The sequence below is a fragment of the Rouxiella sp. T17 genome, from assembly GCF_036663475.1.
In the GTDB taxonomy this organism is placed as follows: Bacteria; Pseudomonadota; Gammaproteobacteria; order Enterobacterales; family Enterobacteriaceae; genus Rouxiella.
Map to the genome: position 1 here is coordinate 174087 of NZ_JAWUEA010000042.1, position 24586 is coordinate 198672.

Sequence of the window (24586 nt, forward strand, 5' to 3'; positions counted from 1 at the left end):
GATGTCACAATCGCCAATAGAACTAAAAGGCAGCAGTTTTACCTTATCAGTTGTGCATTTATACAGTGCAGAACCCAAGGTTATTCATCAGGCATTACAAGAGAAGGTCGAGCAGGCGCCCGCTTTTCTGAAAAATGCCCCTGTTGTTATTAACGTTGCAGCACTTAAAGGTGATGCAGACTGGAAAAACATTCAACAGGCTGTCGTTTCTGCAGGCTTTCGCGTTGTAGGCATCAGTGGTTGCAAAGATGAGCAGCAAAAGCGCGCCATCGCTCTAACCGGCTTGCCGCTTATTAGCGAAGGTCGGGCCAAGCGAGTGGTTGCCGAGGCTCCTCCCGCTCCGGTAGCCGCCGTGCCGGATAATGCGCCCGCTAAAACGCGGATTGTCAGTACGCCAGTCCGTTCAGGCCAACAAATTTATGCCCGTAACAGCGACCTTATTGTAACCAGTAGCGTGAGTGCAGGTGCCGAACTTATTGCCGACGGCAATATTCATATTTACGGCATGATGCGCGGTCGAGCCTTGGCTGGCGCTGCGGGTGATACGAATTGTCAGATTTTTTGCACCTATCTGGGTGCCGAGTTGGTGTCTATCGCCGGCCAATATTGGTTAAGCGATCAAATCCCGTCCAATTTCTTTGGACAGGCGGCAAAGCTCAGCCTTCTAGATAATGTGTTAACCGTACAACCCTTATTTTAAGTCTCTGCTCAAGCGATGCCCCACGTAAAACGTTACGCGGGGTAACAGGCAGACACTACGACCTTTGACAAGGAATCTTTACATGGCACGCATCATTGTTGTTACATCGGGTAAAGGGGGCGTTGGCAAGACTACTTCAAGCGCAGCCATTGCTACTGGCCTTGCCCAAAAAGGCAAAAAGACCGTCGTCATCGATTTCGATATCGGTCTGCGTAATCTCGACCTGATCATGGGTTGCGAGCGTCGCGTGGTGTATGATTTTGTCAATGTGATTCAGGGCGATGCAACGCTGAATCAGGCGCTTATCAAAGATAAACGCACCGAAAACCTCTATATTTTGCCGGCATCACAGACGCGCGACAAAGACGCGCTGACCCGTGATGGCGTCGAAAAAATTCTTAACGACCTGGCCGAGATGGAATTCGATTTCATCGTCTGCGACTCTCCGGCAGGTATCGAAACCGGCGCGCTCATGGCACTTTATTTCGCCGATGAAGCCGTCATTACGACTAACCCTGAAGTCTCTTCCGTTCGTGACTCCGATCGCATTTTGGGTATTTTGTCCTCAAAATCCCGTCGTGCCGAGAAGGGTCAGGATCCTATCAAGGAACACCTGCTTCTTACCCGTTATAACCCGGGCCGCGTTAGCCGTGGCGACATGCTGAGCATGGAAGATGTGCTGGAAATTCTGCGCATTCCACTGGTTGGCGTCATTCCTGAAGATCAGTCCGTACTGCGTGCGTCCAACCAGGGCGAGCCGGTCATTCTGGACCAGGATTCTGACGCAGGTAAGGCTTACGACGACACAGTCAGTCGTTTGCTGGGTGAAGAACGTGCGTTCCGTTTTATTGAGGAAGAGAAGAAGAGTTTCCTGAAACGCCTGTTTGGGGGATAAGCCATGGCCTTGTTAGATTTCTTTTTGTCCCGCAAAAAACAGACAGCGAATATTGCCAAGGAACGGCTACAGATTATCGTTGCAGAGCGGCGTCGCGGGGACAGCGAACCCGCTTATCTGCCTGATTTGAAGCGTGATATTTTAGCGGTCATCTGTAAGTACATTCAGATTGACCCTGAAATGCTCCACGTGCAGTTCGAGCAGAAGGGCGATGATATCTCCATCCTGGAGTTGAACGTCACGCTGCCCGAAACTGCTCCGGAGTCGGAAACACCACCTAAATGACCGACCCTGCAGCAATAAAATAAAAACCCACCAAAGGGTGGGTTTTTATTTACATCATTTAAGCTTATGAAGCTGGCTAAATGAGTGACGTCTATTTTATCTACAGTAATTAGTAGTGACGACCGCAATTAATAGTGACGACCGCCGCCGCCGTGGTGATAACCGCCACCGTGACCGCCGCCGTGCCCGCCATGGTAATAGCCCGGCCAGATACAGCCATTCAGTGAAATAACCACTGCCAGAACGCCGACGATTTTAATAATATTTTTCATGTTGTACCTCCAGTAACTTAATGATTTAAGTTTCCCAGATTCAAGAAATTATTCTATCAACTTAATCTTAAAAAATGCCAACTGTAATAGTTCTTGGCATGTCGACGTTTTTGCAACGATTCGCAGCGAATAAATCAGTTTCAAACCTTGGCTATCGAAGAGGGTGAGGCAAAGGTAACCCGCGCGAGACAGCCGGAATCATGCTGCCGATTTTCGAGAAAGAAATGCCCACGATGCAGCTGCACGATGCGGGTAACAATACTCAGGCCCAAGCCAATGCCACCGTAACGGCTATCCATGCGCACAAAGGCTTTACTTAACTCTCCACTCTTGCTGGCATCGATTCCGGGCCCCTGATCTTCGACGATCAACGCTAGGGAAGGGCTGTTGACCAGCCTTACAGTAATCGTTGAGCTTTCTGGACTGTAGCGATAGGCGTTTTCCACTAGATTGCGCAGCAACACGCGTAACAGCGTGGCATCGCCAAGCACGGTAATTTCTTCTGCGATTACCACGTCGAGAGTTTGCTGACGCTGAGCCAGCATCATTCTTAACTCTTCCACCATCGGTTCGATAACGTCGCCATCCAGCATTACCTGCTGATAATTACCGGATGAAAATGACTGCCCTACGCGCGCCAGTTGCAGCAGTTGCGAAACGCTGTTGGTCATCTGATCCAGACGTTGAATCAGCGGCTTAACGTCAATCTTGTTGTGTTTTTCAAACAGCTCGAGATGCAGTCTCAGGCCAGCGAGTGGGGTGCGAAGCTCATGCGCCACGTCGGCGGTAAACAACCTTTCACGCTCGAGGCTTACCGTGATACGCGCAACCAGATGGTTTATCGCCTGCGTTACTGCATCAACTTCACGCACGGTGCTGTGATAATCGACGGGGTCGAGATCGTCTTCTTCACGATTTTCGAGTTTTACTCTTAACTCTGAAAGCGGACGAGTAATCCATTTAATGGCCTGAAAACAGAGCAGTAAAGTGAAGCCAATCATGATTAAACTCGGCACGGCCAAGCTAGCGACCGCCTCATGAATCTCTTTCTTAACGTGTTTTTGCTCATTAATATGATGCAGCGACGCTTCAACCAGCAGCTGAATTTGCTCTTTACTTTCGTGCCACAGCCAGGCGACGCTTATCACTTGGCAAAATAACAAGATTGCGCCAATGGCTAACAGCAGGCGAAAACTTAGCGTGGTGCTTTTTTGTTGCAGGGTGGAAAGAACGCTCATTCCGTTTCACTTGTTGGGCAGGATTTCACCAGAGTATAACCAAAACCGCGCACCGTTCCGATCGCCGACTTGCCAATTTTATCCCTAAGGTTATGGATATAGACTTCAAGCGTGTTGGTTAATGGCTCCGTATCCCAGCTGTAGATATCGTTATAAAGAATTTCACGATGCACGGGTTGCCCGGCTTTGAGCATCAGGCGAGCCAAAATGGCGTACTCTTTTGGCGGCAGATCAAGCAGCTTGTCGGCAAGATGAATTTGGCGATGGGCCATATCAAGCGAAAGATTGCCCGCGACGACGCGATCGTCACCCTGATTGACGTGACGACGAATTAACGCTCTGATCCGCGCCAGCAGTTCATCAAGCGCAAAAGGTTTAACCAGATAGTCATCTGCACCGGCATCGAGACCGGCAATCCGTTCACTCACCGTATCGCGCGCGGTCAAAATCAGTACCGGCATGGCCTTTTTCTGACGTCGCTGGCGCTGTAAAAAGTGCAGGCCGTCTTCGTCCGGCAGACCTAAATCCAGAATCAAAAGACTGTATAATCCTGAATTTAGCGCGGCTTCGGCATCGCGAATAGTGGTTACGCCATCACAAAGATAACGTTCACCCTGCAAGGCCAGAATCAAGCCTTGTAGCAGCAGCGCGTCATCTTCGACAATCAGTATTTTCATCAGCGTCTATCTCTTCATAGAAGGGGCGTAGTTAAGCGAAGCTTGTCATATCTATATTAAGACAACCTGAAGAATATAAAGGTTTATATAAAAGTGGAAAACGGTTAACACTTCTTTCAACCTAACAAACATGTTGCATCTTGACCTGTAATTTCGTCGAATGAGATGGTAAACTGTACGTACATCCAGCTGATAAAAAGCGGAGGAGAGCTTTTGAACGACGAAAAAGCGGCTAATCCGGAAGAGATTCACGCCGTTATAGGATATGTAGTCGCATCACTGCTTGAGGCCGGGAAGCCCATGCACATGCATGAGATTGCAGCGATGCTAAAGACGCAGGCTGAAAGAGCTTCAGATGAGAGACTAAAGGAGCATTGTTTGCAAGCGCTTCGACTTATTGCAGACAAAATGAACTAAAACCCGTAGCACCCCCAAAATTAATCCTGTTGTTTTTACTCGTAGTTTCGCGCTATGAGCTTTAAACAGATCAACATTGACGATGAATATTACGCGTCACAGGTTGGGGGAGTTAGGCAGTGAGCATAAACAAAAAAACCGCCTTTGAAGGGCGGTTTTTTTATTGCTTTGTTTATCACTCTAAAAACGGTGCTGTAATGACAACGGCAGCAAGATAGGGGTAAACAAGCAGCGACAACAGGACAAATTAGGGCTTAAATTTCCGGATCGTCCGGCGTTAAACCCACGACTAATTCAAGCGTCTTGCGCAAAACATCGAGCTGTCCTGCATCGGTCGTACGTTCCATCTGTCCAACAAGGTGGATAATGATCGTTTTGTTGGTGATTAGACTGAGTTCTGCTGTAAGGGCTCTGATAGTGGCGCCCAAAACTTCAAGCTCACTGGCGCTGTTTTCGCCAGAGTTGGCCAGATATTCAAAAAGCTCAGTCTCTTCTGACAGCTGCTGCATATGCCGCGTCCTCTCCAGGGTAAATTACCCCGTCATAATTTGTTGATCAGATAACACTCATTAGTGTTTCTTTTTGTCGTCGGTCGGGCCTTCCGAAGAAAATATATGGCCCACGTTATCACTGCCTCGTACTTTGAAAGTCGTACGGTTTCGACTGGCAGTCGCACTGTTACGCACTTCGTTGATGGCACGCTCGCAGGCACGTTTCCGCACCTCGCTTTTCTCTTCATCAGCTAAAGTTTGCAGCTGCGTAATCAGCGCAGCGGTGGACACTGGCCCACCTCCGTGGAGCAAGGCAAGTACGGCCTTACCCATCATGATGTCACTCAATTTTTCGTCGTCGTTTCTGTTCATATCAGCTTCTCGGAATTCAGTTGCCCGACCGGTGCGTACCGGAATAGGCGGGTCCCAGGCCCTGCGATCAATAAGCGGGGGCCGTACCCGACAGAGAGATGTCTCTCTCGGGTAAGGTCTGTCCGTTATGGCTTAATACGTCAGAGTACAAATTACAATGTGCAGCATGTTTGCCATAAAAGGATGGATGATTGAATCACCCTACTTAATTAGGCGTCACGCTCAAGCACGAGATGAATGAGTTGCTGGTAATGCTTCTCTTCTTCTGCACTGCCTGCCACCTCAATGCGACGTAACAGTTTGCTACATAACGCCTTACGGTTAAGGTTCTTACCGGCGCGCAGAATCTCTACCACGATTTGACCCATTGTCTCATCCTGAGAAAGGACGGGAACATTATTGAAAAGATGGGCATCGCTCAAACTTGGTGCACTGTATTTGTCCTGACGCATAAGTAATCCTTAGGCTAGGCCTGATTAAAAAGTGATCGGGGATATAAATACAAAGTTATACAGCTTTATTATTCTTGTACAGTTATTTTAAAAGAGTGTCACTGAGTTTTTTTGCAAAAAGTGCTATTTGAAGCAATTCATCAATTTATCTGCATTTTTTGAGAGGAGAGGACAGAAAAGAAGGGGGAGATTCATTCGACAGGCCACCCTAAAGATGGCCGTTAAACTCAATCGAACACAGTCAGATACTTTGACAGCCCTTAATTTCAAAACTGAGAGTTACAAAACTAAGAGTTAAAAAACTAAGAGTTAAAAAACTAAGAGTTATAAAGCCGCTGTTTGTAAAACAATCGTTAGCGTAGATGCACTAACCTTCATCTTTTGAGGAAGGAGCAAATCGATTAAATGAAACCGAGGTGTTCATACTGCCGTCTTTCAATGCGGAGTCCAGCCAGCCTGCGCGCTCGGGCTTGATGCTGCCTAAACTGCAATAGCCCTGCAACCAGCGACATACCTCATGCATCAACAAGAGGCGATTTTCATCATTTTCGCTTTCGGCCATGGATTTCAGCTCTCTCAGCAACGAATTAACGGTCACTTCTTCCCTGTTGAAGATAAGGTTGATGGTCGCCTCACCGATCAGTGTATTACCCTTTGCTTCATCAGAAATAAACACAGAACCTCCAAAATAAGATGATTTATTGCGTATAGCTTTTTAATAGTAGTAAAAAAAGTACATTTTCACTGGTGAGAACTTGATGAATGTTCTTAAAACGCTGAATTTAAGGAAACCTAATTATTTAAATCTAAATAATTTTACTTAAGTCAGCAGGTTGAGGCATTTCGTTAAGTTCTTAATACATTCTAGTTACAGTCTTAGTATCGCCTAGTGTGGCCAAAAATCCAATTAATGAGAAAACTGCTAAAAAGTTACGCATACCACAATAAAAAAAGCCTCTAATTTTAGAGGCTTATATAAATTTGTAAGGGCTATAATTTCAAATGAAAGTCAGCAATATACAATTTCTTTCAATTTTCATTCGAAACCGTTCTCTTTCCATCACAATTAGCGCGCTATCAAAATTTGTATGCTTTGAATTTAGCGAGAAAAGAGGTCGCGACGTTTTGGTTTGAAAAATTGTGCCAACAATATAATAACGCCAATGACCAGGAAAACGCTAAATACGACCACCAGCCATTGTGGCATGCCGAGGGTTAGAAAAGTCCAGGAACGTTCAGCACAGTCGCCCGTGGCGACAAAAACGCCTGGCAACCATTTATCGAGCGGCAACCAGCTAGGGAAGCGGGCGGCAAAATCGCAGGTAGTAAAAGGTGAGGGGTGCAACTGAATCATTGTGTGTTGCCACGAAAGTCGCAATCCTTCGGCTGCGCTGTAAATCAAGATGAAAATTGCGCCGTAGCGAAGCCAGGTTGCAGGAGCTATAGCGCCTACCAAACCGGCACCTAAAACTCCAAACAGCGCGCAACGTTCATAAATGCACATCACACACGGCTGGAGGAGCATCACGTGTTGAAAAAAGAGTGCAACCAATTCAAGTATCAATGCTGTCAGCGCCAACAGCAGCCAGGCTCCGCGCCCCTGAGAGCAACGGTTAAGATATTGCAACATAGGTCAGTTATCCATGCAGTAAGCTATCGACAGGCAGTGTAAACCAATTCGTCTGATCTTCCAGCTTGTTTGAAGAAGGGGCGACAAAAATAGCACGCAAAATCTAGACGTTGCGTGTGTTAAATCAAGGGACCGACATTTTGCGTATAACTCTTTCAAGGGTGCTATAACCGGAGATTTTCATCTGGTATGATGAGCTGAATTATAACTTCTGAATAGGCAGCTTGTAGAAGCTGTAACGGAAAGCCACAACCATGGTTATCAAGGCGCAGAGTCCTGCCGGTTTTGCCGAAGAATATATTATTGAAAGTATTTGGAACAGTCGATTTCCTCCAGGGTCCATTTTACCGGCCGAGAGAGAACTCTCCGAGCTGATTGGTGTAACGCGTACCACTTTGCGTGAAGTTTTACAGCGTCTGGCGCGCGACGGTTGGTTAACTATTCAACACGGTAAACCCACCAAGGTGAATAACTTTTGGGAAACTTCCGGTCTTAATATACTGGAAACGCTGGCGCGTCTGGATCACGAAAGCGTACCCGAACTTATCGACAACCTATTGTCGGTGAGAACCAATATCGCGACCATTTTCATTCGAAAAGCAATGCGTACCAATCCAGAAGAAACGCAAAACGTATTGGCTAAAGCCAACGAGGCAGAAGACAGTTCCGAGGCCTTTACCGCGCTGGATTACGGTATCTTCCGCGGCTTGGCTTTCGCGTCCGGTAATCCTATCTACGGGTTAATTATCAACGGATTGCGCGGTCTTTATACGCGCGTCGGACGCTACTATTTCTCGAATCCGCAGGCTCGAAAATTGGCGGTGGATTTTTACCAGAAGCTCTCGCACATTTGCGAAGAAAAACAGTTCGACCAAATTGTTGACTGTGTGCGCGGCTACGGTAAAGAGAGCGGGGCCATTTGGCACAGTATGCAGAGCGCGATGCCCAGCGATCTCACCGAGCAAAAGCGTTAAGTTTTCTTAAATTATTGCTGGGCGGCGAGTTGCTAGCCTGAAACAGAGTTGATTAATAGAAAGGGCGCCGAAGCGCCCTTTTTGCTTTTTAGAACAGTTAATTTTTAAATGACTTAATTTTCAAATCGCGCAATTTGTAAATTACAATGCCGAGGTGCGAGCAGGGCAACGTTCAAGCAGCTCAATGCTGCCATCTTCGTTAAGCTGCTCCATATAAACGTCGAAACCCCAAAGCCGATGAATATGTTTCATCACCTCACGACGGCTCTTGTCGAGCGGCGCGCGATCCTGCGGGATATAACGCAACGTCAGTGAACGATCACCACGTAAATCGACATTCCACACTTGAATATTCGGCTCGTGATTACTCAGGTTGTATTGCGCCGACAGCTCCTGTCGAACCGCGCGATAGCCTTCTTCATTATGAATAGCCGAGATTTCCAAATAATTGTTCTTATCGTCATCCAACACGGTAAACAAACGGAAATCACGCATCACTTTTGGAGAAAGGAACTGGCTGATAAAGCTCTCATCTTTAAAGTCACGCATGGCGAAATGCAGCGTCTCCAGCCAATCGGAACCGGCGATGTCCGGGAACCAGTGTTTATCCTCTTCCGTCGGCGACTGACAAATTCGCTTGATGTCCTGGAACATGGCGAAACCCAGCGCATAAGGGTTTATGCCGCTGTAATACGGGCTGTTGTAAGCCGGCTGATAAACCACATTAGTGTGGCTGTGCAAGAATTCCAGAATGAAACGGTCGCTGACTTTCCCTTCGTCATAAAGATGATTCAGGATGGTGTAGTGCCAGAATGAGGCCCAGCCTTCGTTCATAACCTGAGTCTGTTTTTGTGGATAAAAATACTGGCTGATTTTACGCACGATACGCAAAATCTCGCGCTGCCACGGTTCCAGAAGTGGCGCATTTTTTTCCATAAAATAGAGCAGATTTTCCTGCGGCTCGGAAGGGAAGCGACGAACCTGCTCGGGCGCGTCCTCTTTATCGCGGCGCGGCAGCGTTTTCCACAGCGTGTTTACCTGACTTTGCAGATAAGCTTCGCGGCTCTCCTGACGGGCTTTCTCTTCCATCAGCGAAATTTTTTGCGGGCGTTTATAACGATCCACACCGTAATTCATCAGCGCGTGGCAGGAGTCGAGCAGGCGCTCAACCTCTTCGACGCCGTAGCGCTCTTCACACTGGCTAATGTAGCGGCGAGCGAAAATCAGATAATCCACAATCGAGCTGGCGTCGGTCCAGCTGCGGAAAAGATAGTTGTTTTTGAAAAACGAGTTGTGGCCGTAACAGGCGTGAGCAATAACCAGCGCCTGCATGGTAATGGTATTTTCTTCCATTAAATAGGCGATACACGGATTGGAGTTGATCACAATCTCATACGCAAGGCCCTGCTGGCCCTGTTTGTATCGCTGCTCGGTTTCGATAAATTTTTTACCGAAAGACCAATGGGTATAGTTGATAGGCATACCGATGCTGGAATAGGCATCCATCATCTGTTCGGAGGTGATTATTTCGATTTGATGCGGGTAAGTTTCGAGCCGATAACTCTTGGCAACCCGGTCAATCTCTTCCAAATATGTTTGCAGCAATTCAAACGTCCAGTCCGGTCCATCACTCAGACGTTTGTCTTCAGTTTTATGTTCCTGGGTCTTTGTCGTCATCAGCGCACCCTCAGTCAGTTACGGATGCCTTTCGCGTATTAAAAATAGGCATCCACTACTAATCGTAGCTCAATCTCGACCTTGTGAAGAGCGTCGAGGCTTTTTTTTACGCTTATTCATCACCTTATCGTTAAGCCAAATCCGACCTTACTGTTGGCTTATTTACCGTCCAAGCTAGGTGCCAAGCCAATTAGGGAGCGGGCAAACGGTTTAAACTTTATTCAATATCGGTATGAAATCTATATCCCTCGGCCGATGCAGTGTCAATCGACAGTGCAATTATTCACCGTCTCTATCACCCTAAACCTTTATCAAAACTGAAAGCAACTTTTATCAAAAAGTGGCAACGAAGCTAATCAAAAGCGAAAACGATGCTTATCGAAAGTGCAAGCGGGGATGAATGCCTCCGACGGCTATCAAATATCGGGATTATAATTATCCATAGGCTTGGAGCACTTTCGAAGTGAAGGTGATGTAGAGAATATCTCCTTTGGCTTAATGGATGGTTTTAAATGCTGCCTTGGGCATTGTTTATCAGAATTATTATCTGCTTGGTGGCAGCAGTAAATCACTCAAAAGCTTGATGATAGCAATGCTAGCGTTGATAGCAGTTTGCCAGAAATTACTTCGTTTCAGCATGAAATGTTGCGGTATATCGTTATTTAATGAGTGCTATTGAAAAGCAATTCATTTTCAACGATAAATGTTTGTGAAATTCTTCACATTTTTGGCGGTTTCAGTAGGTTTCTTCTCTCGAGTAAGATACTTTCTGCGCCAGAATAATATGCTTATTGCGCGGTAAACTGGAGTCGAGTATGCGAGTGGTAATTTTAGGCAGTGGTGTCGTCGGCGTGGCCAGTGCATGGTATCTGGCAAAAGCGGGACACGAAGTGACCGTTATCGATCGCCAGTCCGGCCCGGCGGAAGAGACCAGTGCGGGAAATGCCGGTCAGATCTCACCCGGCTATGCCGCGCCGTGGGCAGCACCTGGCGTCCCGTTAAAAGCGGTTAAATGGATGTTTCAACGCCACGCGCCGCTGGCCATTCGTCTTGATGGCACCAGCACGCAGTTAAAATGGATGTGGCAGATGCTGCGTAACTGCGACATGCAGCATTATCAAACCAATAAAAGCCGGATGGTACGCATCGCGGAATATAGCCGCGACTGCCTGAAAGCGCTGCGCGAAGAGACGGGCATTCAGTATGAAGGTCGTCAGGGTGGCACTTTGCAGCTCTTTCGTACCGAACAGCAGTTTGCCAGCGCCTATAAAGATATCGCGGTATTGAAAGACGCGGGCGTGCCTTATGAACTGCTGGAATCTCACCAACTCGCGAGCGCCGAACCCGCTTTGGCACAGGTGGCACACAAGCTGACCGGCGGCCTGCGTTTGCCTAACGATGAAACAGGCGATTGCCAGCTGTTTACTCGTCAACTGGCCGAGATGGCGCGTTTGGCGGGCGTTAAGTTTGAATTCAACAAGAGCGTAGATCGCCTGCTGGTGGAAAACGGCCAGATTTCCGGCGTGCAGTGTGGCAATGAAGTAGTGAAGGCCGATGCTTACGTGGTGGCATTTGGCTCTTATTCCACCTCGCTGCTGGCCGATTTGGTCTCAATTCCGGTTTATCCGTTAAAAGGTTACTCGCTAACTATTCCAATTACCGATCCCGCTTCGGCACCGTTTTCTACCGTGCTCGACGAGACCTATAAAATCGCCATTACCCGTTTTGATCAGCGGATTCGCGTTGGCGGCATGGCAGAAATTGTCGGCTTCAATACTCAACTGGCGAAAGCGCGTCGCGAAACGCTGGAGATGGTGGTTCGCGACCTCTATCCTAACGGCGGGAATATTGAACAGGCGACTTTCTGGACCGGCCTGCGCCCGATGACCCCAGACGGCACACCAATTGTGGGTAAAACTAGCCTCAAAAACCTCTATTTAAATACCGGTCACGGCACGCTGGGTTGGACCATGGCCTGCGGCTCGGGACAATTGCTGGCTGACATTATGTCAGGCGTGACGCCGGCTATTCCGTCAGACGATCTCTCCGTCGCACGTTACAGTGCCGGTTTCGTTTCTCACCATGACGGCGCACATAAAATGCATCCGGTCGGCTAAGCCTCACAGCCAGCACACTGTTTAAAAAAGATAAAAGGAAACAGACGCCCGTCAATGCCCGTCATTATTGATGGCGGGCGTCTATACGCTTGATTTCAGGAGTTTTCATGCCACGCCCAATCGCCGCCACCTTGTCATTAAACGCTCTGCAAAATAATTTGCAGGTTGTTCGCCGTCACTCACCGAAGAGTAAAGTGTGGTCGGTGGTGAAAGCCAACGCCTACGGACACGGCCTTGCGCGCATCTGGCAGGGTCTCCAGCAGACTGACGGCTTCGCTTTACTCGACTTCAACGAAGCGGTGCTTTTAAGAGAAGCGGGCTGGCATGGGCCGATTTTACTGCTTGAAGGTTTTTTCTCTGCTCAAGACCTCAAAGAGGTCAGTCATTACGGCTTAACGACAGCAGTACACAGCCATTGGCAGCTCGACGCCTTGGCGAAAGCCGAGGTTAGCGCGCCTATAGATGTCTATTTGAAAATCAACAGCGGCATGAATCGGCTTGGTTTTCATCCGAAAGAGGCCGTTGAGATTTGGCAGCAGCTGCGTGCCATTTCGCAAGTCGGCGAAATTACCCTGATGACGCATTTTGCCAGCGCCGATGGTCCGGAAGGGATCAACGGTCAGCTCGACAAGATGGAGCAGGGCACACATTCGATCTCTGCGCCGCGCTGTTATGCCAATTCGGCGGCCACTTTGTGGCATCCGCAGGCTCATCACGATTGGGTGCGGCCGGGCATTATTCTTTATGGTGCTTCCCCGAGCGGGCGCGCAGATGATGTCGCGAACACCGGTTTGCAGCCGGTAATGACGCTTAGCAGTGAGATTATCGCCGTGCAATCGTTAGAAAAGGGCGATCGCGTGGGTTATAGCGGCCGTTATCAGGCCGAGCAGAGTCAGCGAATTGGCGTTGTGGCCTGTGGCTACGCCGACGGTTATCCACGACACGCGCCGAGCGGCACGCCGATTATAGTGGGCGGAGTTAACACGCGGACTTTAGGGACGGTCTCAATGGATATGCTGATGGTCGATCTCACGCCGTGCCCCGAAGCGCAGATAGGCACGAGCGTTGAGTTGTGGGGCAAGCAACTGCCGATCGATGACGTTGCGGCAGCGGCCGGAACCTTAGGTTACGAATTGATGAGTGCTTTGGCGCAGCGCGTACCGGTTCGCGTCAGCGCCTAAATTTCTCATTACGGGCCTCTCTACTTTTTCCAACCTATTTTCGTTTGAAAGGCTAGAGAGGCCAGCGTTTAACTACCTGCGTTTAAATGCCTACGTTTAAATAACTGTCTCAATCTTGCCTTTCATCTTCTTACTGCGGCGTTTTGCAGTCCAAGCCAAAACGAAAGCCGTCAGCATCACCAGTGCCAGACTGGCTTTTGGTGGCAGTGGCAATGCCATCGCGAGTAAACCTAAACCCGCACCACCGGCCATCTGCACAAAACCGACCAACGCCGAGGCGATGCCCGCTTCACTGGAATAAGGCTCTAGCGCGTAGCTGGTGGCCGGACCAATCACAAACGCCAGTCCCGCACAGGCACTCGCTACCGGCAACATATACACCCAGGTCGCTAGTTGTATTTCAGCGGGCAGTAACGCAAGTCCGGCAAACAGCGCCGCGCCACCAAGCAGCATGAAAATTGCGCCAATCGCCAGACATACAGGCCGTCCAACCTTGCGGATAATGCGATTGGCGATGTAGCTCATCAACATAATCCAGAAGCCATTAGCGCCAAAAACCAGTGAAAATTGCAGCGGCGAGAGGCCGCCGGTGCTCATCAAAACGGATGGAGCTAGGGAGACGTAGGTGAGGGCCATGCCCATCGCTCCGGCATTGACCAACGCGAAATTGAGAAAGTTTCCGTCACGCAGAATGCGAAGGTATTGACGTATTGGCAGGCTGCCAACCTGTTTAGTATTGGCTGGACGGGTCTCGGGCAAGAACGCCAGCACCAGCAACAATGTGATCAATGTGTAGCCGAACAGAGCCCAGAAAGGCGCGCGCCAGCCAAAATATTGGGCAATGAGTCCGCCAATCAGTGGCGCTAACGCAGGGACGATATTCAGCGTGCCGTTTAAGAATCCAAAAGCGCGAGCGGCGTCTTCGCCTTCCAGCCGGTCGCGCACGCTGCTGAAAATAACCACTGACGTGCAGCACACCGCCAAACTTTGCACTACGCGCGAGCTCATAAACATTGCCGCATTTATTGAAGTGGCGGCCAACGCTACGCCAACTAGATAGAGCGCCAATCCGGCGATCGCGACAGGTCGACGGCCATAGCTATCCACCAACGGTCCGGCCAATAGCTGACCCAAGCCTAATACCAGAATAAACAGCGAGATAGAAGATTGGATAACGCTTTCGCTGCTGTTTAATCCGCGGGCGATGGCGGGAATAGCGGGTAAATAGAGGTCGATCCCAAGTGGGCCGAGCAAAACCAGAGTAAGTAAGAGAAACAGGAATTTTTGCATGGCGTAGCGGCGCATCCATTCTGAAAAAGGGAACAAGAGTAATGATTTCTGCGCGAAATGAAAAGCAGAGTAATTATTAAAATCAAAGCCGACGATTTAGCTTAGGGAATGCGGGTCAAAGTGAGGATAGCGCAGGAAGGGAATAAAACACGGGCACCCGATGAGGTGCCCGCAGCTTAAGATAACATTGGAAACTATTTCCAGAAATCGTCGAAAATGGTCACCGGCGGTTGGCGTTTGTGTTCGGTGCGCAGATACCAATTTTCGATAATCGCGGCGGCTTTCGAATCGACACTCTTACCTTCGAGATAGTCGTCGATGATTTCGTAGGTTACGCCAAGCGCGACTTCATCGGGCAGCGAAGGGCGATCCTCTTCCAAATCGGCGGTCGGCGCTTTGGTATAAAGGTGTGCCGGAGAGCCAAGATGTGCCAGCAGCGCTTTGCCCTGACGTTTGTTTAAACGAAAGAGGGGATTAATATCCGAGCCGCCGTCACCGTATTTGGTGAAAAATCCGGTAACCGCTTCCGCAGCGTGATCGGTGCCGACGACAACGCCTTTTTTCATTCCGGCAATGCTGTACTGAGCTTTCATTCGCTCACGCGCTTTTTCGTTACCTTTTATGAAATCACTCAGCTCGATGCCAATCTCACGCAAGGTCGCTTCGCTGGCCAGCACGGCATTCTTGATATTGACGGTTAACACGTTGTCAGGCTTGATAAAGTTGATCGCATCAAGACAGTCAGCTTCATCGGCCTGAACGCCATACGGCAGGCGAACGGCAATGAATTCATAACCTGCTTCTGGCGATTCATTGCGTAATTCGGTAATTGCCATTTGGCAAAGCTTGCCGGCAAGGGTAGAATCCTGCCCGCCGCTTATCCCTAAAACCAAAGATTTTAAGAAAGGATGAGCGCGCAGATAACTTTTAAGAAAATCGACGCTTACACGAACTTCCTGCTCGGCATCGATCTGCGGTTTAACGTGCAAAGCCTGAATAATCTCTTGCTGAAGTGCCATGACCCTTCCTCCTTAGGCTGTCCGCGAACGTGCGGCTTAATCTGGCTGAATTCGCGACTGAAAAGTTAGTGTAAATCTATATGGCTGTTGAAGAAAGAACAAGGAATGTGATTAAGCCAAGAACGGCGCGGTATTAATGTAAACGAAAGTACTGATGTAAACGAAAGTACTGATGCTTAAGAATGCAATTATGTAAACGAAAGTCCGCCACGTTGTCTCGAATGGGCGGAATGAGATTTTAAACGATTTAGATTGTTAGAAATCAACCAGTGAAAACGTAATGATTTTGTATGGTTGTTTGTCAGGAAATATACAACCCTAGGAATGGTCTAAAAAATTTAGTCCAAAAAGGATCTTCCCAGCCTGGTGTTGTATATTTGTTGACTGTTAATTATGCAAGCTACCACGAGTGTGATCTGCCAATTGGCATGACGTGCAGACAGTGGCAAGTTCAATAAGTCGGCATCATGTAGCGATTCACGCTATGGCTTTATTTACACAAAATTTCGCGTCAATGATTTCGCGTAAATTATATTGGGGAAAGAGAATGTTTTTTAGGGCTGCTCGTCGTTTACCAGCTTGTGCCATCGTTTGTGGTGCCGCGCTGTTCAGTGTTTCAACTCTTGCCGATACCGATGTTTTCACTGCATTGGATAACCCGGCTACTGCCAAACAACCATTTGTGGGCAATCTTCAGGCGGGTTTCAACGCGCAAACGGGTAACACCAGCAGCAGCAACCTGAATGCCAACACAACAATGACTTGGTTTAACAACGACTTCGCCAACAGTATCTGGGGCTCAGCGGTTAACAGCTCTTCTTCTGGCGTGCGTTCGTCCGAGAAATATCAGGCGGGTGCGCGTACGCGTTACAACCTGTCTGACGTTAACTACCTGTTTGGTCAGGCTAACTGGTTGACTGACCGTTACAACGGTTACCACGCACGTGATACCGCGACAGTAGGTTACGGTCGCCAGCTGTTGAATGGTCCAATCCACACGTTGAACCTCGAAGCGGGTCCGGGCGTTCGTCACGACGAATTCCAGGCGGGTGGCAACGAAACTAAAGCTATCGCCTATGCATCAGGTACTTATTCATACCAGATCAGCGATACAGCCAAGTTCAGCGAAGGCGTCTCAGTATTGGCAAATGATGATACTACCTTGAACTCTGAAACTGCGCTGTCAGTAGCAATTAATGAGAAATTCTCTCTGAAATTGGCTTACAACGTGACTTACAACACCAAGCCGCCTTCCAGCGCGCCGGATAAAACTGACACCGTTACCTCAATCAATTTGGTTTACGGTCTTTAAGTTTTTTCAGCCTAACGTAAACGCGTTAACGGTGTATAAAAAGCCAGCCTTTAGGTTGGCTTTTTTTATGCCTGCCATTTGGCAGAGAAAAGTGAAAAGTATGTAAGGGGTTATTGCTAGCAATATTCTTTAGCAAATAAGCGGTAATAGGTTTTTTGCATACTTGGCATGCAATTTGAGCAAAAAAAAGCCTGTCATCAAGACAGGCCAAAACATATATCCAATTATTACACACATGCTGTTGATAGCACGTGGGCATCTTAACACGATCTTAATAGTAAGATTGTTAATTTCGCGTAATTTAACAGCTCAAATAACGCTTAAACTATGCAAAATTATAATGCTAGCAATTTCTAAAACTTTGGTGAATGATGCGGCATTTAGTCCGAATTTAGCTTATAAAAACCTATTGCTAGCACCAATTTACCTGCCCTTGGCAGGAAATGATCGGATAAAGGAACGCTTATGAAGAGAGGGGCAAAGTACTAAGTGATGATGAGCTCTTAAGCATTCGAAACGTAAAATCGAGAGGCGGATAATTTGAATTATCTAAATTTGATATGAGATTTGTGTCACTTTTTTGAAACTTGGGGCCGTTTAAGCGGATTTATCTTAAGAGGTATGAGATTTTCATCACTATTTTTAATGATTCTTTGTGTCAACATTTCCTTAACAAAAGAAGGGTGGCAATTAACACAGTAAATGGAGCAAAAAATTATGATGAGCGCTAAGTCAACGTTCGGACACAAATCAATGGTTGGACATAAATCTGAGATGTCCTTCAACGAAAAGGTATGGTTAGGGATTTTCGCTGGCTGCTCTCTTTTCTGGGTAGCGTTGGCCGCTGCGGGTGTGTATGCAGCCATTGCTTGAAAACGAGTCAGTACCAGCCGCAATAAAATTGGATTTCCGCACGATCAAGACCTGAAGTGATTTTCTGACGTTTCAAATACGCTTTATTCGAAACGCTTCAGATGAACTTCAGGTCTTTATGTTTTATAGCGTATTCTTTTTGTTTTTAGAGAGTAACGCGACCTTCATCTTTCCAAATCTGATTAGATGCTTTTTGCCACGCCGCTTTTCACTCCACCATTCCAGTCCGCTTTCTTTTCCGGCTTTAACCTATTGAGCTTTAACCTACAGTTTTTTTCTTTTCCAGATAATGTGGTCTTTGGTCTTTACCTTGTAATAGGTATAAGGCAGAACAAAAGAGACCACAATGGCGACTAGGAAAATATTTAACACAAATGAAGGTCGGTTAGACGTCGGATAGATGTAATAGAAAAACAGCGACGAAAAGATTAGCAAAAGCACAGTTATCCAACGTCTACGTTTACGCGACGAGCGATCCATATAACCTTTTATCATTGTCGCTTTGCAGTTATAACAGTGAGTCACGTTCGCAGGCATTTCGGTATTGCAGATTGAACAAGTGTTTGTATCAGAATCAGTTTTTGTAGTCATGCAAGTTACCGCTTGTAGTCGCAGAGGTATGCGGATGAAAAACGCCCATGCAAAAGCCCAGGCAAAATAATAAACTGGAGTGATTAAATTCTCGCTGAGTCAACAGTTTAGAACAATTGTAACCATCAAGGCAATTCCTAAAGTTAAAAAAAACTTATGATATTTTTTGCAATGACAGCGAAACTCTGCGGGTAGAGAGGAGGATTACGCGAGGATAAGACAAACTTTAGATGAATAGCAGATGAGTGCGCGCTGAACGCTAAAAACTCCCCGTGGAGGCAGGGGGAGGGTGTAGGAAGAGTCAAAGCTATCAGGCAGGTTTAGACTTTCTTCTCCAAATATAGCGATTTCTGTTTTTTAATTTGAATATCCACTTGGGTATTACCCATGAGAGCAATATACCAACACAATAACATCCATAAATTATCATTTTGTTTTGCATATTCATGGCTGAGAAGAAAGAGTTGAAATAGATGAGGGTGAAAATAATAAAACCGATGCGTAATAAGAAAATCATCAACTTTTCAAGGAAACTAAAATGATTGGTTACTCTTACAGCGCCGCAATCATTGCAGCGCTTTGCGTCCGGCGGTAATACGTTTTCACAAAACGTGCAGACAATACGCGGAGGATATTTTGATTGAGTCATGGTAGATAATCACCGTTGTCCAAAAAAGTAGGATGCAGTTATTCCTTCCTTGGAAATAACTGCCTGAGTGAAATCTTCTCGCTTCTCGATTTATTACGGGGTACAGCATCTATTTATTAATAACCTTTTGGTAAAATCTATCTATTAACAGCGACCTGTTCACTGTTACTTATCACATGCTTCGCAATTGACGGTTGATCAATGCCTCTGCCGGGTAAGGTGGTACAGGCTCCGCCCTTAGACGGCGGCGCAGCGGTAGGATATTTATTATCCGGGAAGATATTGACCTGAGTGGTGGCGACATACCCATCTTTGAATGTGGCCTCAACAAAAGAAGCCTCCCAGCCGGGACTGGCAAAATTCATTGGAATAGTGAGGCTATTTGGTGAAGTCATTGTCAGCGTGGTAGGCACATATTGAATACCACAGGCGAAGCGGAAGTCACGAGAGACTGGATTCACCGCTGTCCAGCGAACGACTTTCGCTGGCGTCTCCGAGAACTTCACGTCTAATTGCTGGCCGTTGCCAACCTGCTCAAGTTTTGAATCAATTTCGGGTAGCGCAACGTTATTCTGGATGCGATTTAGAAAAGTAATCAATGACTGTTGGGTAAAGGCCAAAATCCCGATGTGTCCGGTATTAGGCGCCACGCGTAGCGATTTTTCACCCGGAAGCTTATCGTAATAGAAGCGAGTATTGTCGGGCATGAAGAAGTCGTCACCACTGGCATTGATAATGTATTTCGGAATCGCTAATCGCGACTGGTAGGCGGTACCGAGATATTGAATAGGGTCTTCTACTTTCATTAGATTGGCAAAGTCTGCTGTGGCCGCCGTTTTATCGATACCCTGCTGATAATAAGGCTCGAAGGCGATGGGCCAATTACCGCCATAGCTTTTATACATGTGCTCCATCACTTCCTGAGTATTCAACACGTCTGCCACAATAGGCACGATGGCCTCGACGTTAGGGTCGGCAATAGCAGAAAGCCAGGTCGCCCAGCCGCGCTTAGAGGCGCCCGTCACGATAAACTTGTCGATATTCTCTTTGGCCAGCTCCTTTTTCGCTAGGCGAATGGTCTGGGAGATGCTTGCCGCCATCGGCACGTGTAAAGGCAGCGTTTGCCGCGTGGCAGGATCCTCCATGGTCAGCCGCCAACTGCGGGCAATGCTATCGTCTTCAATCAATGGCTTGTTATCGTTGGCATAAACCAGATCCCGACTTGGAATAGAATGTAGCGAGATGACCACCGTGTTAGTCGCTCGCGCCACTTTTATCAGGATATCTTCGCTGATATCGACGGCAATAAGCGCCCGCGTGCCTTTCTGATTGTCAGGAATGGCGATGGCGACATCTTCTTGCCACTTAACGGGCGAAACCAGATCGTCGGGGGACCACATCTGTGAAATCATTTGATAACGGTTAACTTCAACATCGCCATAAAGCTGGTTGCTCATAAACCAGTAGCTTAATGGCTCGGCGGCCAATTTTTCACGGTAGCAGGGAATGATATGCGAATAATCCAGCTCGCCCGCGTTTAAACAGGCATCTTCGACAGTTGCTGCATGCGCATTACCTGTATAAATAAGCGTAACGTTAGCCAAAATAATGATTGGTAGAAATAATAGTTTAATTTTTTTCATTTTTTATCTTCTGTCTTTATCCAAGGTTATAGTTAATTTCGGAGTAATTATCCATAAGGCCTTCTAACCATTAATTGCATTAGGCATGCATCAGAATATTAAAAATGACAAGAATGGGCTTTTTCTTAATAAGCTGCCAGGAGCGAATAAACCGAACTATTCTTAATTATGAATAATGCTCGCGCGCCAATATTAATAGGGTAACGTTTGCGGATTGCCTTATTCAACCATTAGCGTATTGCTGGGGGATATATTTACCATAAAAAATAGGCTGTGCTAAATAAGATGAAAGGGCGGAGTTATCGACTTATTTAATGGGCCATTACCTGTTTTTAATTCTGCGTAATGGCGCGCCTGCCCGGCAGGCTTTAAAGCGAAGAGAAGGGCGTGGAAAATGAATTGTGGAGAAAAATAGTAGATATAAAAAAAGCCGGATGAAATTTCATCCGGCTTGATAGGGTCATTATTGATTCAGTTTTCTACTGTCTGCTTGTGGAAAAGCTCGCGGAATACAGGGTAAATATCTTCCTGTTCACGAATATGTTGCATCGCAAAGTTACTAAATTGCTTCTGCAAAACTTCATATTCGCGCCAAAGAGTCTGATGCGCGCGACGCGTAATCTCTATATAACTGTAGTAACGCACCATTGGCAGGATCTTTTGGGCCAACAGCTGGTGGCAAAGCGGCGAATCATCCGCCCAGTTATCCCCATCCGACGCCTGCGCCGCATAGATATTCCATTGGGCAGGGTCGTAGCGTTCCTGAATAACTTCATCCATCAATTTAAGCGCGCTGGAAACAATCGTCCCGCCCGTCTCTTGAGAGTAGAAGAACTCTTGTTCATCCACCTCTTTCGCCTGGGTGTGGTGACGAATGTAAACCACGTCCACGTTCTTATACGTTCTGCTCAGGAACAGATAGAGCAGGATATAAAAACGCTTAGCCATATCTTTGGTCGCCTGATCCATCGACCCCGAGACGTCCATCAAGCAGAACATCACCGCCTGGCTCGAAGGCTCGGGACGACGTTCGTAGTTTTTATAACGCAGGTCGAAGGTGTCGATAAACGGCACTTTGGCGATTTTCTGCCGCAGTTCGGCTATCTCTTTTCGCAGCCGCTCCTCCTCAAGCAGCTGGGCAGGTTCGCTGTTTTCCACCTCGCTGAGAATGCCTTCAAGTTCGCGCAACTCGCGTTTCTTACCCGCTGACATCGCCGTACGACGCGCCAGTGAATTCTGCAACGAGCGCACGACGCTAATATTGGCCGGCACGCCGTTAGAGGTGTAACCGGAACGGTGCGTTTTATATTCGGTAAGCTGCTTGTACTGATTTTTTTTCAGATTAGGCAGCGCGAGGTCCTCGAACAAGAGGTCGAGATACTCATCCTTGGAAATCTGGAACGAGAATTCGTCCTGACCTTCTCCATCCTGACTGGCATCGCCCTGACCACTGCCGCCGCCACCGCCGCCCTGAGGACGTTCGATACGGTCGTTTTGTACAAAGTGATCGTTGCCGGGATGAACGCGGTGGCGCAAGCCACCGCGACCCTGATGAAACATGGGTTCGTTGATATCTTCATTGGGGATCGAGACAGACTCCCCGCTGTTAACGTCGGTTACCGAACGCTTATTGATGGCTCCGGCGATCGACTGTTTTATTTGCGACTTATAGCGGCGCAAAAAGCGCTGGCGGTTAACCGCGCTTTTGTTTTTGCCATTCAGTCGACGGTCAATAAAGTACGTCATATAGCCCCCAAACAACGTTGCCAACGATCCCCGCTTTAGACATACAGACTGCGAATGCTGGTTACGATGATTTCCTCACGCGCAGATACCATTCACACAACAGGCGAACCTGTTTGCGTGTATATCCTTTTTCCATCATTCGATCGACAAAGTCATCGTGTTTTTTCTGCTCGTCGGTCGAGGTTTTCGCGTTAAAGGAGATAACAGGCAGTAATTCCTCGGTATTTGAGAACATTTTTTTCTCGATGACCGTGCGCAGTTTTTCGTAACTGGTCCAATTTGGATTGCGGCCGCTGTTATTGGCACGGGCACGCAGCACAAAGTTGACAATCTCGTTACGGAAATCTTTTGGATTACTGATCCCAGCCGGTTTCTCGATTTTTTCCAATTCGGCATTCAGCGCTTCACGGTCGAAAAGCTGGCCGGTATCCGGGTCGCGATACTCCTGATCCTGAATCCAGAAATCAGCGTAGGTGACATAACGGTCGAAAATGTTCTGCCCATACTCTGAATAAGATTCAAGGTAGGCGGTCTGGATCTCTTTACCGATAAACTCGGCATATTTCGGGATCAGATAGCCTTTCAGGTGTTCGAGATATTTCTCGGCAATATCCTGCGGGAATTGCTCACGCTCTATTTGCTGCTCGAGCACGTAGAACAGATGCACTGGGTTAGCGGCGACTTCTGCATGGTCGAAGTTAAAGACGCGCGACAGAATTTTAAAGGCGAAACGTGTCGACAGACCGTTCATCCCTTCATCAACACCCGCGTAATCGCGATACTCTTGATAAGACTTGGCTTTTGGATCGGTATCTTTCAGGCTTTCACCGTCATATACCCGCATCTTGGAATAGGTGCTGGAGTTTTCAGGCGTTTTCAGGCGCGAAAGTATGGTGAATCGGGCCAAGGTTTCAAGCGTGCCGGGCGCGCAAGGTGCGTGGATCAGCTCACTGTTGCTGAGCAGTTTGTCGTAAATCTTGATCTCTTCCGACACGCGCAGGCAGTAAGGCACCTTAACGATATACACGCGGTCGAGGAAGGCTTCGTTATTTTTGTTGTTGCGGAAGGTTACCCACTCGGATTCGTTGGAGTGAGCCAGGATTATCCCGTTAAACGGCAGGGCCGAAATACCTTCGGTACCGTTATAGTTCCCTTCCTGCGTGGCGGTCAACAGCGGGTGCAAGACCTTGATTGGCGCCTTGAACATCTCGACGAACTCCATCACACCTTGGTTGGCGCGGCAGAGAGCCCCTGAATAACCGTAGGCATCGGGGTCGTTCTGGGCGTGGTTTTCAAGTTTACGAATATCAACTTTACCCACCAGCGCGGAGATGTCCTGATTGTTTTCATCGCCGGGTTCGGTTTTGGCAATCGCAATCTGTTCCAGAATTGAAGGCCAGACTTTAACGACTTTAAATTTGGTGATGTCGCCGCCGAACTCGTGCAGACGTTTTGCCGCCCACGGAGACATTATCGTTCCGAGGTAGCGGTTTGGAATATTGTATTCTTTTTCAAGAATATGGGCATCTTCCTGCGGATTAAACAGGCACAGAGGATGGTCGTTAACAGGACTGCGTTCGCCGTTTGCGCTAAGCACGTAAATCGGCACGCGTTGCATCAACGCTTTTAATCTTTCGGCAAGGGATGATTTACCGCCGCCGACCGGGCCCAGCAGGTAAAGGATCTGTTTCTTCTCTTCCAGCCCCTGAGCAGCGTGCTTCAGGTAGGAGACGATTTGCTCGATGGCGTCTTCCATGCCGTAAAACTCTTCAAAGGCAGGATAACGCGCAACGACGCGGTTGGAGAATAGACGCGACAGGCGGGGTTCAAGCGCTGTGTCGACCATGACAGGTTCACCTATTGCCATCAACAGGCGTTCCGCGGCGTTAACATAAGCACTGCGATCTTGCCGAGCGATGGTAAGAAATTCCTGCAGTGTGAACTCTTCATCCTTGGCAGCTTCATAGCGCTGGCGATAATGGTCAAATATGTTCATAGATGCCCGTCCTTCGTTATTTAGCACAGGTTAAAGAGAGCCAGTGATGCGGTAGGGCAGCTCCCGGAAGAAAATTTCCCCAACTGATT

The 24586-nt window shown here is 47.8% G+C and carries 22 protein-coding genes; 8 read left to right on the forward strand and 14 right to left on the reverse strand.

Translation table 11 applies throughout. The annotated features are described in order from the left end of the window. Position 1 precedes the first annotated feature (1 nt). The 3 genes from minC to minE all read left to right on the forward strand — a co-directional run bounded on the left by minC (position 2) and on the right by minE (position 1880). Positions 2–700 carry a septum site-determining protein MinC gene (gene minC / locus SC206_RS21405; protein WP_332740635.1) on the forward strand — a complete coding sequence of 233 codons (699 nt, stop codon included), beginning with the start codon at positions 2–4 and terminating at the stop codon, positions 698–700. 82 nt (positions 701–782) lie between these two features. Continuing rightward, positions 783–1595 (forward strand): septum site-determining protein MinD, encoded by an 813-nt coding sequence (gene minD, locus SC206_RS21410; protein WP_332740639.1) that lies wholly within the window; start codon positions 783–785, stop codon positions 1593–1595. A gap of 3 nt (positions 1596–1598) precedes the next feature. Beyond that, positions 1599–1880 carry a cell division topological specificity factor MinE gene (gene minE / locus SC206_RS21415; protein ID WP_332740641.1) on the forward strand — a complete coding sequence of 94 codons (282 nt, stop codon included), beginning with the start codon at positions 1599–1601 and terminating at the stop codon, positions 1878–1880. Between the two features lie 128 nt (positions 1881–2008). On the opposite strand, the gene SC206_RS21420 is transcribed toward minE, so the two are convergent. The 3 genes from SC206_RS21420 to pmrA form a co-directional block, all read right to left on the reverse strand. After that, positions 2009–2152, reverse strand: a complete 144-nt coding sequence (locus SC206_RS21420; RefSeq protein ID WP_332740643.1) for a hypothetical protein — start codon at positions 2150–2152, stop codon at positions 2009–2011. A 140-nt stretch (positions 2153–2292) separates the two neighbouring features. After that, positions 2293–3390 (reverse strand): two-component system sensor histidine kinase PmrB, encoded by a 1098-nt coding sequence (gene pmrB, locus SC206_RS21425; RefSeq protein ID WP_332740645.1) that lies wholly within the window; start codon positions 3388–3390, stop codon positions 2293–2295. Further along, a complete protein-coding gene (pmrA, locus tag SC206_RS21430) occupies positions 3387–4067 on the reverse strand; it encodes a two-component system response regulator PmrA (protein ID WP_332740647.1) in 681 nt (226 codons plus the stop codon). Before pmrA ends, pmrB begins: the two co-directional genes overlap by 4 nt. A 213-nt stretch (positions 4068–4280) precedes the next feature. On the opposite strand from pmrA, the gene SC206_RS21435 reads away from it, so the two are divergent. Then, complete coding sequence (locus SC206_RS21435) at positions 4281–4484, forward strand: hypothetical protein (protein ID WP_332740649.1); 204 nt, start codon at positions 4281–4283, stop codon at positions 4482–4484. A gap of 254 nt (positions 4485–4738) precedes the next feature. Here the strand turns inward: SC206_RS21435 and SC206_RS21440 are convergent, their stop codons facing one another. The 5 genes from SC206_RS21440 to dsbB all read right to left on the reverse strand — a co-directional run bounded on the left by SC206_RS21440 (position 4739) and on the right by dsbB (position 7429). After that, positions 4739–4993: a biofilm development regulator YmgB/AriR family protein gene (locus SC206_RS21440; RefSeq protein WP_332740651.1), complete on the reverse strand. Its 255-nt coding sequence runs from the start codon at positions 4991–4993 to the stop codon at positions 4739–4741. A 60-nt stretch (positions 4994–5053) separates the two neighbouring features. Further along, positions 5054–5347: a hypothetical protein gene (locus tag SC206_RS21445; protein WP_332740653.1), complete on the reverse strand. Its 294-nt coding sequence runs from the start codon at positions 5345–5347 to the stop codon at positions 5054–5056. Positions 5348–5556: 209 nt separating this feature from the next. Continuing rightward, on the reverse strand, positions 5557–5799 hold the full coding sequence (ycgZ, locus tag SC206_RS21450; protein ID WP_332740655.1) for a regulatory protein YcgZ: 243 nt from the start codon (positions 5797–5799) through the stop codon (positions 5557–5559). Positions 5800–6166: 367 nt separating this feature from the next. Beyond that, positions 6167–6475, reverse strand: coding sequence for a hypothetical protein (locus SC206_RS21455; protein WP_332740657.1), 309 nt, complete (start codon positions 6473–6475; stop codon positions 6167–6169). 423 nt (positions 6476–6898) lie between these two features. Continuing rightward, complete coding sequence (dsbB, locus tag SC206_RS21460; RefSeq protein WP_332740659.1) at positions 6899–7429, reverse strand: disulfide bond formation protein DsbB; 531 nt, start codon at positions 7427–7429, stop codon at positions 6899–6901. 254 nt (positions 7430–7683) lie between these two features. Between dsbB and fadR the strand changes: the two genes are divergently transcribed. Continuing rightward, positions 7684–8403, forward strand: coding sequence for a fatty acid metabolism transcriptional regulator FadR (fadR, locus tag SC206_RS21465; RefSeq protein ID WP_332740661.1), 720 nt, complete (start codon positions 7684–7686; stop codon positions 8401–8403). Between the two features lie 141 nt (positions 8404–8544). Here fadR and SC206_RS21470 read toward each other — a convergent pair whose 3' ends face one another. Continuing rightward, complete coding sequence (locus tag SC206_RS21470) at positions 8545–10080, reverse strand: SpoVR family protein (RefSeq protein ID WP_332740663.1); 1536 nt, start codon at positions 10078–10080, stop codon at positions 8545–8547. A gap of 815 nt (positions 10081–10895) precedes the next feature. Here SC206_RS21470 and SC206_RS21475 point away from each other — a divergent pair. Beyond that, the gene (locus SC206_RS21475; RefSeq protein ID WP_332740665.1) at positions 10896–12197 is read left to right on the forward strand and encodes a D-amino acid dehydrogenase; all 1302 of its coding nucleotides are present in this window, start codon (positions 10896–10898) and stop codon (positions 12195–12197) included. A gap of 107 nt (positions 12198–12304) precedes the next feature. Further along, positions 12305–13378: a catabolic alanine racemase DadX gene (gene dadX, locus SC206_RS21480; RefSeq protein ID WP_332740667.1), complete on the forward strand. Its 1074-nt coding sequence runs from the start codon at positions 12305–12307 to the stop codon at positions 13376–13378. Between the two features lie 96 nt (positions 13379–13474). Here dadX and SC206_RS21485 read toward each other — a convergent pair whose 3' ends face one another. Further along, positions 13475–14668 carry a multidrug effflux MFS transporter gene (locus tag SC206_RS21485; RefSeq protein ID WP_332740886.1) on the reverse strand — a complete coding sequence of 398 codons (1194 nt, stop codon included), beginning with the start codon at positions 14666–14668 and terminating at the stop codon, positions 13475–13477. Between the two features lie 194 nt (positions 14669–14862). Further along, positions 14863–15687: an ammonia-dependent NAD(+) synthetase gene (gene nadE, locus SC206_RS21490; RefSeq protein WP_332740669.1), complete on the reverse strand. Its 825-nt coding sequence runs from the start codon at positions 15685–15687 to the stop codon at positions 14863–14865. Positions 15688–16234: 547 nt separating this feature from the next. On the opposite strand from nadE, the gene SC206_RS21495 reads away from it, so the two are divergent. Continuing rightward, positions 16235–16999, forward strand: coding sequence for a DUF481 domain-containing protein (locus tag SC206_RS21495; protein ID WP_332740672.1), 765 nt, complete (start codon positions 16235–16237; stop codon positions 16997–16999). A 2250-nt stretch (positions 17000–19249) separates the two neighbouring features. Here the strand turns inward: SC206_RS21495 and SC206_RS21500 are convergent. The 3 genes from SC206_RS21500 to yeaG all read right to left on the reverse strand — a co-directional run bounded on the left by SC206_RS21500 (position 19250) and on the right by yeaG (position 24497). After that, positions 19250–20755, reverse strand: coding sequence for a PhoPQ-activated protein PqaA family protein (locus tag SC206_RS21500; RefSeq protein ID WP_332740673.1), 1506 nt, complete (start codon positions 20753–20755; stop codon positions 19250–19252). Between the two features lie 471 nt (positions 20756–21226). Next, entirely contained in the window at positions 21227–22501 is a 1275-nt protein-coding gene (locus tag SC206_RS21505; protein WP_332740674.1) for a YeaH/YhbH family protein, read from the reverse strand. A gap of 61 nt (positions 22502–22562) precedes the next feature. Then, the gene (gene yeaG / locus SC206_RS21510) at positions 22563–24497 is read right to left on the reverse strand and encodes a protein kinase YeaG (protein WP_332740676.1); all 1935 of its coding nucleotides are present in this window, start codon (positions 24495–24497) and stop codon (positions 22563–22565) included. Positions 24498–24586: the final 89 nt, after the last annotated feature.